Here is a 13,704-nt window from a genome sequence, read left to right as displayed (position 1 = left end):
GGATGTGAGCGGACCATTTACACTGCGGCAAGCGATCGCCCGTATTGCGGGCGGCGGAGACCTGACCCGTCCGGAGGCGCGCGACGCCATGACGGAAATTATGGAAGGGCGCGCAAGCGACGCCCAGATCGGCGGTTTTTTGACCGCGCTCAGCATCAAAGGCGAAACGGCCGATGAACTGACCGGCTTCGCGGAAGTCATGCGTTCCAAAGCCGAACGGGTGGCGGCGGAAGCGAACGGGCTGCTTGATACCTGCGGCACCGGAGGCGACGGAGCGAACACCTTTAACATCTCCACCGCATCCGCGATCGTAGCGGCGGCGGGCGGCGTACGCGTCGCCAAGCACGGCAACCGGGCCATGTCGAGCAAAAGCGGCAGCGCCGACGTGCTGGAGGCGCTCGGCGTCAACATTCAGCTGGACAGCGCGGGAGCGGCATCCTGTCTGCAGCGGGCGGGCATCTGCTTCCTTTTCGCCCAAACCTACCACAAATCGATGAAGCATGCGGCCGGGCCGCGAAAGGAAATCGGCATTCGCACGGTGTTCAACTTGCTCGGACCTCTCACCAACCCGGCCGGCGCCGACCGGCAGCTGCTCGGCGTATTTGACCGGGACCGGACGGAGCGCATGGCGGAAGTGATGAAATCGCTGGGCCTGGAGCGGGGCCTGGTCGTCGCGAGCCACGACGGGCTGGACGAGATCAGCGTATCGGCGCCGACACGGGTGACCGAGCTGAAAAACGGCGAGCTTCGCACCTATGACATCACGCCCCAGGAGCTGGGGCTGGAAACCTACAAGCCGGAAGAGGTAAAAGGCGGCGACGCCGCCTTCAACGCCGACCTGATCCGGGGCATTCTGCGGGGCGAGCGGGGCGCGAGGCGCGATATCGTGCTTGCCAACGCCGGAGCCTGTCTGTACGTGGCGGGAAAATCGTCCGGCTTGCGGGAGGGCGTGCTGGCGGCGGCGCGGCTGATCGACGAAGGACGGGCGTACAGCAAGCTGCAGCAGCTGATCGCCTGCACGGGAGAGGTGAACCATGTTTCTTGACCGCATCCGGGCAACCAAAGAAAAAGAAGTGGCGGAGCTCGCCGCCCGTTTCTCTCTCCGGGAAGCGGAAAAAGCCGTCGCGGCGCTTCCTCCTTGCCGGGGCTTTGCGAACGCCTTATCCGACGGACGCAAACGCGACACCGGGCTGATCGCGGAAGTGAAGAAGGCATCGCCGTCCAAGGGGCTGATCCGGGCGGAATTTGAGCCCGCGGAGTTGGCCGCGGCCTATGAGCGTGCTGGAGCGGACTGCCTGTCCGTTCTGACCGACCGGGATTACTTTCAAGGTGCTAACGAGTATCTGACGCTCGTTTCGCAGACCGTAAAGCTTCCCGTTTTGCGCAAGGATTTCACGATCGACTACCGGCAAATCTACGAGGCGCGGCTGATCGGCGCGGATGCGGTGCTTTTGATCGCGGCGATGCTGACCTCGGAGGAGCTGGAGGAGTTTATCCGGTTGAGCCGGGCGCTTGGGCTCGACGCCCTGGTGGAGGTGCACGACCGGGAAGAGCTGGAGCGGGTGCTGGCGCTGCCGTCCGCCCCTGAGCTGATTGGCATCAACAACCGCAATCTGCATACGTTCGAAACCGATCTGCGCACAACCGGAGAGCTTGCGGCGCTGGTGCCGCCGGGACGGACACTGGTGAGCGAAAGCGGCATCGCCGGACCGGACGACATTGCGCTTCTGCGCCGAAACGGCGCTCATGCGGTGCTGGTCGGCGAACATTTTATGCGCCAGCCGGATGTTGAAGCGGCTGTGTCGCAGCTTCTCGGTCCCGTCCGGGAAAACGCCGGAGGCGCAGAAGGCCGCTAGAGCGAAAACGGGCGGACGAACCAGAAGGAGGAGCAGCTTTGACCGAAAGGGGATTTGCAGAAAGCGGGCAGGACGGCCGTGCATTGCCGGCTGTGAAAATATGCGGCTTGACCGATGCAGACACGGTTCGGGCCGTGCTAGGGCTGCCGGTCGACTACGCCGGGTTCGTATTCGCCAAAAGCCGCCGCCGCGTCGAGCCGGCCCAGGCGGCGGAGCTGGTCCGGATTCTCCGGGCGGAAGGCGGACCGGAGCGTCCGCTCGCGGCAGGCGTCTTTGTGGAGCCGTCTCGGCGCGAGCTGGAAGAGGTGCTGGCCGCCGTCCCTCTTGACGCCGTCCAGCTGCACAGCCAGGAGCCGCCGGACTTTTGCGGCTGGATCAAGAAGCGGTTTGGCGTTCAGGTGTTTCGGGTGATCTCCCTTACGGCGGAAGCCGGAAGGGAGGGAACAGCAGCGGGTGAAGGCAGCCCGCAACCGGAATCCGGGGGACGCTCGCCTGCTGCGGAGGAAGCCGAACGGCTGCTTGCTCCTTTTCAGGGCTCGGTCGATGCCGTGCTGCTGGACACCTTTGATCCGGTGTATGGCGGGGGAAGCGGCAAGACGTTCCCGTGGACGGCGCTGCCGCCGTACCGGGAAGCGGCGCACCGGCTGGGTATCCGTCTTTTTGCGGCAGGCGGGCTTCATGCGGACAATGTCGAACGGCTGATCCGGGATTACGGCCCCGACGGAGTGGATGTATCGAGCGGGGTGGAGACGGAAGGCCAAAAGGATATCGGAAAAATAAAAACGTTTGTGGAAAGGGTGAAGACGCGATGATTCAACTGCCTGACATACACGGAAGGTTCGGCAAATTCGGCGGCAAGTACGTGCCCGAAACGCTGATGAACGCGCTGATCGAGCTGGAGGAAGCCTACCGGGAGCATGCCCACGATCCGTCGTTCAAGGAGGAGGTCGCTTACCTTCTTCAGGAATACTCGGGGCGTCCGACGCCGCTGTATTATGCGGAACGGCTGACGGAGAAGCTGGGCGGCGCAAAAATCTACCTGAAGCGGGAAGACCTGAACCACACCGGAGCGCATAAAATCAACAACGCGATCGGACAGGCGGTGCTGGCGAAGCGCATGGGCAAAAAGAAGCTGATCGCCGAAACCGGAGCCGGGCAGCACGGCGTGGCGACGGCGACGGTGGCGGCCTTGATGGGCTTCGAGTGCAAAGTGTTCATGGGCGAGGAGGACACGAAACGCCAGCAGCTCAACGTTTTCCGTATGAATCTGCTCGGCACCGAGGTCGTGCCCGTTATGTCCGGCACGCGCACCCTGAAGGACGCCTGCAATGAAACGCTGCGTTATTGGGTCAGCAACGTCGAGGATACGTACTACATTCTCGGTTCGGTGACCGGCCCGCATCCGTACCCGATGATGGTCCGGGACTTTCAGCGGATCATCGGCGATGAGGCGCGGAAGCAAATTTTGGAGAAGGAAGGGCGGCTCCCTGACCTGGTCATCGCCTGTGTCGGCGGCGGCAGCAACGCGATGGGCATATTCTATCCGTTTGTCGGAGACGAAAGCGTGCGCCTGCTCGGCGTGGAAGCGGCGGGACGGGGAGTGGACACGGCGGAGCATGCGGCCACGATGACCAAGGGAAGTCACGGCGTGTTCCAGGGGTCGCTCAGCTACCTGCTGCAGGATGAGTCGGGGCAAGTGCTTCCGGCGCATTCGATTTCCGCCGGACTGGATTACCCCGGCATCGGACCGGAGCACGCGTATCTAAAGGACGCCGGCCGCGCGGCGTACCTGCCGATTACCGACGCGGAAGCGCTGGACGCGCTCAGCCTCCTCAGCCGGACGGAAGGCATCATCCCGGCGCTGGAAAGCGCGCACGCCATTGCGCAGGCGGTCAAAACGGCTCCGACGATGAAGAAGGACGAAATCATCGTCATCAGCTTGTCCGGCCGCGGCGACAAAGACGTGGAATCCATTCTCGGGTATCAAAAGGGGGCGCAAGCATGAATCAGGTACTTCCTTCCGTTAACCGGATCGACCAGGCATTTGCGGCGGCAAAAGAAAACGGACGCTCGGCCCTGATTCCGTTTCTGTCCGTCGGCGACCCGGATCTCGCCGCCACCGTCGACATTATTCTGGCACTGGAAGAGGCCGGCGCCGATATGGTGGAGCTCGGCGTTCCCTACTCCGATCCGCTTGCGGACGGACCGGTTATCCAGCGCTCCTCGGGGCGGGCGCTGGCGGGCGGCATCCGCATCGAAGACTGCATCCGGGCCGCCAAAACAAGCCGCGAGCGGGGTTCCGCGCTGCCGTTCATTTTGTTCACTTACTTCAATCCCGTGCTGCAAACCGGGCTGGAGCGTTTTTTTGGCCTGCTCGCCGAAAACGAGATCAGCGGCCTGATCATCCCCGATCTTCCGGTGGAGGAGAGCGGACCGGTGCGCGAGCTGGCGGAAGCGAGCGGCATTCATCTGATCCCGCTGGTGGCGCCGACGTCCAAGGAGCGCATTGCAAAAATCGCCGCGACGGCAAAAGGCTTTGTCTACTGCGTCTCCTCGCTCGGCGTGACCGGCACCCGCAGCGAGTTCCACGCGGGCATCGACGAGTTTCTGGCCACCGTCCGGCAAGCCGCGAATGTGCCGATCGCCGTCGGCTTCGGCATTTCGAACCGCGAGCAGGTCGAGCGGTTTGAAATGCTGTGCGACGGCGTGGTGGTCGGCAGCGCCATCGTCGGGCAAATCGAAGAAGCGCTGCCGCTCCTCGAGCAGCCCGGCACCCGGCGGCAGGGAATCGAACAAATCCGCGGCTTCGTGGCGGGATTGAAGAGCCGGTAAGGGTGCGGCGCCTTTTCCCTGCGGGCGTAGCGCGAATGGGCAAACTAAGCTATAATACCTCTAAAATACAAGCCGCCCGCGTGCGACATCCACAGGAAATGGGGAATGGAAGTGCGTCCGAAACCGAACATTGTCGGCCTGCCGGTCTACCAGCCCGGAAAACCGATCGAAGATGTGAAACGGGAGCTGGGCCTCGCCGAGGTCATCAAGCTCGCATCCAACGAGAATCCTTACGGATGCTCGCCGAAAGCAAAAGAAGCGATTCTTCGGGAGATGCAGAACCTGTCCTTGTACCCCGACGGCGCGGCAGTCGAGCTGACTGCCGCCGTCGCCCGCAAGCACGCGGTTCGGCCGGATCAGATCGTGTTCGGCTGCGGCTCCGACGAAGTGATCGCGATGATCGCCAAAGCGTTTCTGGAGCCAGGCGACGAGACGGTAATGGCGACCCACACGTTTTCCCAGTATCCCCACAATGCCGCCGTTGAGAATGCCGTTATCGTAAGGGTGCCGATGACTGGCGGCCATACGCACGATCTGGAGGCCATGCGCGCGGCCGTGACGGATAAGACAAAGGTGATCTGGATCTGCAACCCGAACAATCCGACAGGCACGATTGTGCCGCATGCGGATGTGAAGGCTTTTCTGGAAAACGTCCCGGAGAACGTTCTTGTCGTCCTCGACGAAGCTTATATCGAATATGTAATGGATCCCGGCTATCCGGACGGACTCGAGCTGCTGAAGGCGCACCGGAACCTCATGCTGCTCCGTACGTTTTCCAAAATATACGGACTGGCCTCCTTGCGGATCGGCTATGGAATCGGACATCCGGAGGTGATCCGGCTGATCAATCAGGTCCGGCCTCCATTCAACACGACCCGGCTGTCCCAGGCCGCAGCGCTCGCCTCGCTTTCCGACAGCGAATTCGTGGAGAGCTGCCGGAAGGCAAACGCGGAAGGCATCCGTTACCTGACGGGCGAGTTTGCACGTCTCGGCGTTGCCGCATTCCCCGCCCACGGAAACTTTATCATGGCGGATGTCAAACGGCCTTCGGAGGAAGTATTCGACGCTCTGCTGCGCCGGGGGTACATCGTCCGTGGCGGTCACGCGTTCAATTTTCCGACTTTCATTCGGGTTACGGTCGGCACGCCGGAGCAAAACGAAGGATTTGTGCGCGCTTTGGAAGAGGTGCTGGCCGAACGGAAAGTCGAAGCGTAGCAACGGGCTGAAGGGCGGGCCCGGCTGAAAGCCGGGTTTCGTTCTACCACGGAGACAAAGGTTGATGATGGTGACGAAAATAGCGATTTACGGCGTCGGACTGATGGGTGGCTCGCTGGCGATGTGCTTCCGGGAGCAGCCCGGCATGACGGTGGTGGGTCACTCGCCGAATCCGGCGTCGGCTCTAAAATACAAGGAGCGGGGCGTGGTGGACGAAGCCACGACCTCTTTTGAAGAAGCCGCGGCGGATGCGGACTTTATCTTTTTGTGCGTCCCCGTCGGCATGCTGGACGAATACTTGCGCAAGCTGGCCTCGCTAAAGCTGAAGCCGGGCTGCATCGTCACGGATGTCGGCAGCACCAAAGCGTCCGTCTGCCGGACGGCGGAAAGCCTCGAGCTGGGCGGCGCCTGGTTTATCGGCGGGCACCCGATGGCCGGCTCGGAACGCTCGGGCGTGGAGGCGGCATCCCCGACGCTGTACGAAAACGCCTTTTACATCCTGACGCCGGCGGCAGGCGTACCGGAGGAAGCTTTCACGCGGCTTACCGAATTGCTTCGTCTTACCCGCGCCCAAATCGTCCGGGTCGACCCGGAGGAGCATGACGCGATCGTCGGCGGAATCAGTCATCTGCCGCATATCGTTGCCGTAGCGCTGGTCAATCTGGTCTCCCGCTACAACGAACAAAACCCGCTGTACATGAGCCTGGCGGCCGGCGGCTTCCGCGACATTACGCGCATCGCCTCCAGCGAGCCGGTCGTTTGGCGCGACATCCTGCTCGGCAACCGGAGCGTCGTTCTGTCGCTGCTCAAGGAATGGACCGGGGAGACCGAGAAGTTTATCCGACTTTTGGAAGAAGGGGACGGCACCGGCATTGAAGACGAGTTCCGCCGGTCGCGCGAGTTCCGGGACCGCATTCCGGAGCGGCGCCGGGGCATGCTTAACCCTTGGTTCGACCTCTACATCGACGTTCCCGACCATCCCGGGATCATCGGCCATGTCGCCTCGAAGCTCGGGGAGGAGCGGATCAACCTGAAAAACATTCAGGTAATCGAAAGCCGGGCCGACGTGCCCGGCGTTCTGAGGTTGTCCTTCGCCACCCAGCAGGAGAAAGACCTCGCATCGGTTCTGCTCGGCAAAGAATACCCGGTTCATGCGTGAACCGGTTTTTTTGTGCTCTCCAGAGGGCGAACTGTTGTTATTTTCGCAACCCCGTTCAAACGCCGCCGGAAGAAAAATCCGCGCCGGGGCTTAATTCGAAATCGCTTTCAAAAAAGTGTTGACAGAATGAAAACGGATACATATAATAAAAGTACAGTATGGTTTCTCTCCACTCCTATCCGAATTTGCACTATGTGCACCCGCCGCTAAGGCGGTTTTTTTTTGCCTATTTTTATAGCCAAGTTCGTTGGTCCCCGCATTTTTTTCAGCTAGGGAAAAAGTGACTGAGCCATGCCACCGAAACGATGTGAAACCTGATGGTAGACTATAGCGGTGAAAAACGCTGATCGTACATATAGAAGATGGCCGCTAAACGGCGGAGAGAGTACAGCAGAGAATGCGTAAGGAATGCGGAGTGAGTGTGGCAAAGGTGCGGCAGAGAATGGACGAGAGTAGGGGAGAGTAAGACGGAGAGTGCGGCAAAGGCGGCAAAAAGTGCGGATATGGTGAGGGAGTGTGCGGCGGGCGGCGGAGATCGCGAATTAGGGCGACGGACGTGCGGCCCAGATGGGGCTGGCGTTCGGCGCTGAAAGTACGGCGGGCGGCTGAGACGCGGAGAAGTTGAGGGGGGCGACGCAGAGTGCGGTAGGCGTTCGGTGGAGACTACGACGGATTCCGTCTTTTCCCTCGATAGTTACAGTACACAACGGGGGGCGACCATGCGCCGGAATTTCGGGACTGTCCAAAGTTAATCTACCTGAAAACAAAGCAGGCTCCAAGTTGCATTACCGGTGGTGCTCGCGATGGCGTGGGCGGCTAACGGTTGCCACAGAGGCTATTTGCCTCGAAAAGAGGAGTTTCAAATTGTAACGGTTGCCACAGAGCTTATTTAGGTTTTTATGCCCCTTTTATGCTGTTTTTTCCTCGGATAAGCCCCGTGGCAACCGTTAGCGAAAAAACAAGGCGAATTTTGCTTGAATAAGCGCCGTGGCAACCGTTAGCCGTTGTGCTCCGTTCTGTGTGCAACCAGAAAATAATGAAGACTTGAACGACGAGATTTCAAGGACGGAGAGGGACGGAAACTGCCGCTGGTCATGCATTGCATACGGGAGGATCCTTTGCTGCTCGCAGGCCCACAGAATTTTTCAGGCCCACAGAATAATAATTATGGTGATTTGGCGGAATTCCTTCGCAAAGCATGGTCAGAACGAAAATGTTAGAAAGTGCGTTCGAAAGCTCGAAAATCCGGGCGAAACGGCCGATAAGAGAGAGGAAAAAGAAACAACGCTGCATGCTGTAAATGGAAATACATGGAGTCCAGTCGAGCAATTGAGGTTAATAGACTTTATACGGTCCTCTTTGCCCAGAGGTAGAGATTAGCGAGTTCGAGGGGCGGGGGGTTCTAAACGGATTATTCACAAACACGTTAAGTGGAGGAATGCGCTTGCACGCCGAAGCTACTAAAGGGAATCGGGGTGGGGCACGTCCGGCAAAACGCCAAATGACCGCCAAAGGGAAACGAGGCATGTCCGGCAACGCCAGATGCCCGTCCCGGCTGCGATCTCTACCGATGCCGTCTGATCATCGGACGAACAAAGGTGGTTCTCCAAAAATTTTCTTTCGCTGCTGCAACCTTTCGCACTATCCGTTCGTCTGGGAAAAGGGTGCAGGGGAGAGAGGGTCTTCCTTGCAAAAAAATTCGACATTATTTCATAGAGTCCGGCAGGATTTTCGGATTTTGCGCGGAATATTAAAAAAGCTGCAATGGAAGGGCAAGGAGGAACAAACGCATGACCGATTCTCAGCTGATCAGAGAAATCAAGGACGGAAACGCCGAGCTTTACGAGGAATTGATGCGGCGCTACGAACGCAAAATTTATGCGTTTGTGTTTCATATGCTCAAAAGCGCCAAGATGGAAGCGGCGGTCGACGATCTCTGTCAGGAAACGTTTTACAAAGCCTACCGCAGCCTCCAAACCTTTCGGGAAGTGGAAGCTTCTTTTTCAACCTGGCTTTATACCATCGCCCGCAATACGGTACTCAGCGAACTTCGCAAACAAAGACACATCAAGGTTTCGCTCGACGAAAGCGGCCATACGCCGCATGCTTCCATCGAGGCGATGCCTGAGCATACGATTCTCCGCAACGAGAAAGTTACCATGGTCCGGGAAGCGATCAACAATTTGCCCGACAAGCAGCGGTCCGCGCTGATTTTGCGGGAATACGACCAGCTCGATTACCAGGAAATCGCCGCCATTCTGGGGCAGACGGTCAGCGCCGTCAAATCCCTGCTGTTCCGGGCGCGGGCAAGCGTCAAGGTGCAGCTGGAGCCGTACTTTGCGGAGCCCATTTTCGATGAGCTTCAAGGGGTGAGCATGAGATGAACTGTGCTCGCGCGGAGGAATTGCTCGCTCTTTATTTCGGCCTTCCGGATGGAGACAGCCGCAAGCTGGAGCTGGAGGAGCATCTCGCCGACTGTCCTTCCTGCGCCGAGGAATTTCGCCTTTGGAAAGAAAGTGCCGAATGGATTGAAGATCTTTCCGGCCTGGACGCCGACTGGTCTTATGAGGAAAGCAGCCCGGAGCCGGCCGCGTCGATGCCGGAGCCGGTTACGGTTAGCGGACGTGTCATGGAACGGATTCAGCAGGATGAATCCTGGCGGCTGGATCCCGGAACATCGCGGTCCTTTGCAATACCGGGCCGGCTGCGCCGGCCGCTGTTCGCGTTTCTCGCGCTTTGTTTTGCCGTCTTTACCATCAGTCTGTTGTATTCGCTCCAGCACAAACCCGCGGAAACGGCCGCCGGAATGGAGACGTCGTCGCTTTACGGTTTTCATCCCGCCGCCGCGTTCTCAGCCTCCGATGACATCGCCGATACCGCGTTGTTTTCCAGCTCCGCCGTGGCGACCACAGGATCGGTTGTGATGGAGCAAATCCGGTTCGGCCAATTTGACCGGACGCCCGACTACTGGATCGTGTTTTCGCTGTTCAGCCTGGTCTGCGCCCTGCTGATTCTCAACTGGATATCCCGAACCCGCGTCTAGAGCGGACGGTCCTCCGACCGAGCCGCCCCGAATGCGGGTTTTTTGTAGTTTTCGGAAGCCTTCTTTTCAAAGGGTTATAGTCTTCTTTCCCTGCGTCCATACTAGAAGAAAACCTTACGGAGGCGATTGGCATGAATCTGGCCGATATGCTGAGCTATGCGGACATTCGTGAACTGGGAGGGATTGCGCAAACCTACGAGCTGAACTGCAACCCGCATTCCAAGCACGAGCTGATCCAGTCCATTCTCGCGGCGGTCGGCGCAAAGGACCGGCTGGAAAGCCAGGTGGGCGGGATGAGCTGGGAAGAAATCCGGTTTTTGAGCTCGCTGCTGTTCGACAAACGGGATTCTTTCAGTCTGGAGGAGCTGACGGCCCGGGTAAAAGGAGGCGTATACGACGCCGCTGCAAAAGAGACCGTCAATCCGCGCGAGCTGATCGGACGCTTCAAGCGGAGAGGCTGGCTGTTCAATGGCCATCATCACAGCAACCGGTATCTGTTTTTGCTGCCGGGCGACCTGAAGGACCGGTTTACGCAGGTCATGGCCCGGCATTTCGCCGCCCGGCTTGAAACCGTGCCGGTAGCGCCGGAGGTTTACCGGGAGGAAACGGAGCTGCTGGCCGACGACCTGCTCCAGCTGCTTCGGTTTGCTTCCCAGAACGAGCTTGCATTAAACGCGGAAGGGTATCTGTACAAGCGGTCCCTTCAGCAAATCCAGGACCGGCTGGCCGTGAGCGAGGACCCGCTGCCAAAGACCGCCTGGCGGTTCGGTTACGGAAGGCGCTTCCGGGAATACCCGGCCCGGTTTTCGTTTCTGTATGATTATTGCTTCTATAACGGGCTTCTGAATGAGACGGCGGACCGGCTGGCCGTAACGGAGTCGGGCCTTCGCCGTGTCCGGGAAAACCGCCGGGAGGATATGAATCAGCTGTACCGGTTCTGGATCCGGTTGTACAAAGGGCCGGTTCCCAACCTGCAGGCGGTCGTGCACTGGACGGCGCTGCTCGCCCGCGAGTGGACCACGCTGGATTCCCTGACCGGAGTGGTCTGTCACTTCCTCAAGGAATTCTACTATGATTCGCCTCAGGCGATTTTTCGGGAGCGGCTGATCCCGATGCTGGTTCACCTCGGACTTCTCCGGATCGGGGAAAGCGGCTCCGCCGGAACGGTCGTCAAGGTGACCAAAGGGGGGCCGGGGCTCATCCGGGGAACCTACGTGCCGGAAGAGGACCGGATCGTGCTGCCCGATTAGCCGCTTTGGCTTTGTTTGACAGCCGACCGGACCGATTGCTATAATCGCCCCACAAACGGATATTCGGGAGGGAGCGCATGCGATATCCATACCGGGGAACAATGCCGTCGGTCGACCGGACGGCTTTCCTGGCCGACGGAGCCAGACTGATCGGGGATGTCACGGTCGGCCGGGATGCAAGCGTCTGGTTTAATGCGGTGCTGCGGGGCGATCTGGCACCGATCCGCATCGGAGCCGAAGCCAACATTCAGGATGGAGCCGTGGGCCATGTGAATACGGCGCAGCCGCTTCTGATCGCCGATCGGGTATCGGTCGGGCACGGAGCGATCATACACGGCTGCACGATCGGAACCGGCTCCCTCATCGGGATGGGGGCGATCGTGCTGAACGGCGCCGAGCTCGGGGACTATACCTTTCTTGCGGCGGGGAGCCTCGTGGCGGAAAGGCGGAAGCTGCCGCCGTACACGCTTTGCGTCGGGTCGCCCGCCAAGCCGCTTCGCGAGCTGACGGAGCAGGACCTCGACCGGATGAAGCGGACGACGGACAGCTACGTGCAGAAAGCAAGGGAGTACCGGGACGAAACGGCCGGCTGGCCGTAAGTCCGACCGGGCCGGCCGAAAGGCGAGGCCTGGTTTTTGCGTTTTGATGAGGAGGAGGGTTTCGGTTGCAGGCGGGTTCATGGTCTTATTTTTGGAGCAAATCATTTTTAACTTCCCGTTTCATGCTGCATGCTTTGTTTTGGATTAATTTGCTCGGCACGGTCTACGGGTATTACTGGTACGGCGGGCAGCTCGCCGAAACGGCGCGTACGAAGCCGCTCTGGACGCTCGTCCTCGTTCCGGACAGCCCGACGGGCAGCCTGTTTTTTACGCTGGCGCTGCTTTTTCTGCTGATCGATTCCTACCGCCGGACGCCCGGCTCCGGGGAAGGGGAAACGCGCCCGGGGGGCTTTCTCCGAAACGCGATTGAAGCGCTTGCCTGCGCGGCGTCCTTTAAATACGGCATCTGGGCCGTCGCTGTCATTGTGGCCGGCAATGCGCAGGGCAGCCCCGTCACCTGGGTGGATTTCATGCTTTCGGCTTCCCATCTCGGCATGGCGGCCGAAGCGCTTTTGTTCAGCCGGTTTTTCCGTCTTACGCCTGCCGCGCTGGGGATTGGCGCCCTATGGGTATTTGCCAGCGATGCGGTCGACTACACGATGGGCGTCTATCCGAATCTGCCCTCCGTACTGGAGGACCGGATCGGTCTTGTCGCGGCGCTTACGTGCCTGCTCAGCGCGTTGACGGTGACTCTTTTCGCGGTAATTGCCCGAAGGACAAGACGATCATAAATGGGGACATCCCTCCATATGCATGAGAGTGGAGGGGTTGCCATGGACGGAAGTAGGAAGAAAACCCGGAAACTCCGGTTGACCGCTTTGGTTTTGTGCTTGGGCCTGGCGCTGCTGGCCGGCTGCACGCACGAAACCCGGGCGCCCGAAGGAGCGACGGCCGTTACGTCCGAAACATCGGCGGACATTTTGCTGCTGGACCGGATGGCGACGGAAGCGGAAACGCATGCCAAAGCCGACCGTTTGGCCGAAGCCAGGGCGGAGCTGAACGGACTCGCGGAGCAGGTGGCCCGCACCACCTTCGCCGGCGCCGCGGGCGTGGAAGGCATCCGGTCCTTGACGGACGCGGTGCTGGAAGCGCAGAAAAGCTTGAACCGCGTCGTCTATTCCAAGGAAGACGCGCTGCTTGCGATTGGAAAAGTGCGTCTCGTCACGGATGCGATGGCCCATCCCGAAGCGCCGATGTGGAAACGTTACTACAAGCTGTTGAAAGACGCGGCCGGACGGATTGAGCAGGCTGCGGCGGAAAGCCGGAGGGAGGAAGCCGCGCGGGCGCTGGCGGAGCTCCGGAACGGGTACTTGACGGTTCGGCCCGCCCTTACCGTGAAGGGGGCCTCCGCCCGGATCGCGGCGATGGATTCACTGCTGGTGTTTTTGCACAAGGAAATCGAAGAGGGGCGAACGGGCACCGAGGCATTCCAGGCAGCGGCCAAAAAGCTTGACGACGCACTGGACCTCTTGTTTGGTGAAAGGGAGGAAAGCACCGCTTACCTTCCGCTTTCCGGAGCCGATCATCCTCTTCTGTGGACCTCCGGCATCGGGGCGGTGTTGGCTGCGGCGCTCAGCTTTGCCGCATGGCGCATGTTCCGGTTTGAAAAGCGGGTGGCCCGTGTGATGCGGGAACGGCCGGACGGAAAAAACGATTGAGAGCGGGCGAATGAACGCAAAACGCCGTTGACGGGAAGGTCCTTTTGCTTGGGACCCCGGCAAACGGCGTTTTTGCGTCCGCTGTGGTACGG

Annotated in this window: 13 protein-coding genes; all 13 read left to right on the top strand. The window is 60.0% G+C overall.

The features are described 5' to 3' along the window. Positions 1 to 4 precede the first annotated feature (4 nt). Positions 5 to 1,045, top strand: coding sequence for an anthranilate phosphoribosyltransferase (gene trpD, locus AC6I6H_RS11460; protein WP_497953901.1), 1,041 nt, complete (start codon positions 5 to 7; stop codon positions 1,043 to 1,045). After that, the gene (gene trpC / locus AC6I6H_RS11455) at positions 1,035 to 1,856 is read left to right on the top strand and encodes an indole-3-glycerol phosphate synthase TrpC (RefSeq protein WP_497953900.1); all 822 of its coding nucleotides are present in this window, start codon (positions 1,035 to 1,037) and stop codon (positions 1,854 to 1,856) included. The genes trpD and trpC overlap by 11 nt, the downstream gene beginning before the upstream one ends. Positions 1,857 to 1,894: 38 nt before the next feature. Then, entirely contained in the window at positions 1,895 to 2,668 is a 774-nt protein-coding gene (locus tag AC6I6H_RS11450; protein WP_497953899.1) for a phosphoribosylanthranilate isomerase, read from the top strand. Then, positions 2,665 to 3,861, top strand: coding sequence for a tryptophan synthase subunit beta (gene trpB, locus AC6I6H_RS11445; RefSeq protein ID WP_497953898.1), 1,197 nt, complete (start codon positions 2,665 to 2,667; stop codon positions 3,859 to 3,861). The genes AC6I6H_RS11450 and trpB overlap by 4 nt, the downstream gene beginning before the upstream one ends. Beyond that, entirely contained in the window at positions 3,858 to 4,688 is an 831-nt protein-coding gene (gene trpA / locus AC6I6H_RS11440; protein ID WP_497953897.1) for a tryptophan synthase subunit alpha, read from the top strand. The genes trpB and trpA overlap by 4 nt, the downstream gene beginning before the upstream one ends. 111 nt (positions 4,689 to 4,799) lie before the next feature. After that, a complete protein-coding gene (gene hisC / locus AC6I6H_RS11435) occupies positions 4,800 to 5,903 on the top strand; it encodes a histidinol-phosphate transaminase (RefSeq protein ID WP_497953967.1) in 1,104 nt (367 codons plus the stop codon). A gap of 67 nt (positions 5,904 to 5,970) precedes the next feature. Next, positions 5,971 to 7,062, top strand: coding sequence for a prephenate dehydrogenase (locus tag AC6I6H_RS11430; RefSeq protein WP_497953966.1), 1,092 nt, complete (start codon positions 5,971 to 5,973; stop codon positions 7,060 to 7,062). Positions 7,063 to 8,852: 1,790 nt separating this feature from the next. Beyond that, a complete protein-coding gene (locus AC6I6H_RS11425; protein ID WP_497953896.1) occupies positions 8,853 to 9,446 on the top strand; it encodes an RNA polymerase sigma factor in 594 nt (197 codons plus the stop codon). Then, the gene (locus tag AC6I6H_RS11420) at positions 9,443 to 10,105 is read left to right on the top strand and encodes an anti-sigma factor family protein (protein ID WP_497953895.1); all 663 of its coding nucleotides are present in this window, start codon (positions 9,443 to 9,445) and stop codon (positions 10,103 to 10,105) included. Before AC6I6H_RS11425 ends, AC6I6H_RS11420 begins: the two co-directional genes overlap by 4 nt. Positions 10,106 to 10,236: 131 nt before the next feature. After that, on the top strand, positions 10,237 to 11,355 hold the full coding sequence (locus tag AC6I6H_RS11415; RefSeq protein WP_497953894.1) for a hypothetical protein: 1,119 nt from the start codon (positions 10,237 to 10,239) through the stop codon (positions 11,353 to 11,355). 77 nt (positions 11,356 to 11,432) lie between these two features. Beyond that, on the top strand, positions 11,433 to 11,954 hold the full coding sequence (locus tag AC6I6H_RS11410) for a gamma carbonic anhydrase family protein (RefSeq protein WP_497953893.1): 522 nt from the start codon (positions 11,433 to 11,435) through the stop codon (positions 11,952 to 11,954). A 65-nt stretch (positions 11,955 to 12,019) separates the two neighbouring features. Beyond that, positions 12,020 to 12,685 (top strand): DUF1405 domain-containing protein, encoded by a 666-nt coding sequence (locus AC6I6H_RS11405; RefSeq protein WP_497953892.1) that lies wholly within the window; start codon positions 12,020 to 12,022, stop codon positions 12,683 to 12,685. A gap of 42 nt (positions 12,686 to 12,727) precedes the next feature. Beyond that, positions 12,728 to 13,612 carry a sporulation protein YpjB gene (locus AC6I6H_RS11400; protein WP_497953891.1) on the top strand — a complete coding sequence of 295 codons (885 nt, stop codon included), beginning with the start codon at positions 12,728 to 12,730 and terminating at the stop codon, positions 13,610 to 13,612. The last annotated feature ends 92 nt before the right edge of the window (positions 13,613 to 13,704 follow it).

Source organism: Gorillibacterium sp. sgz306347 (assembly GCF_059735245.1).
This window is presented reverse-complemented; position numbering and strand designations above follow the sequence as displayed.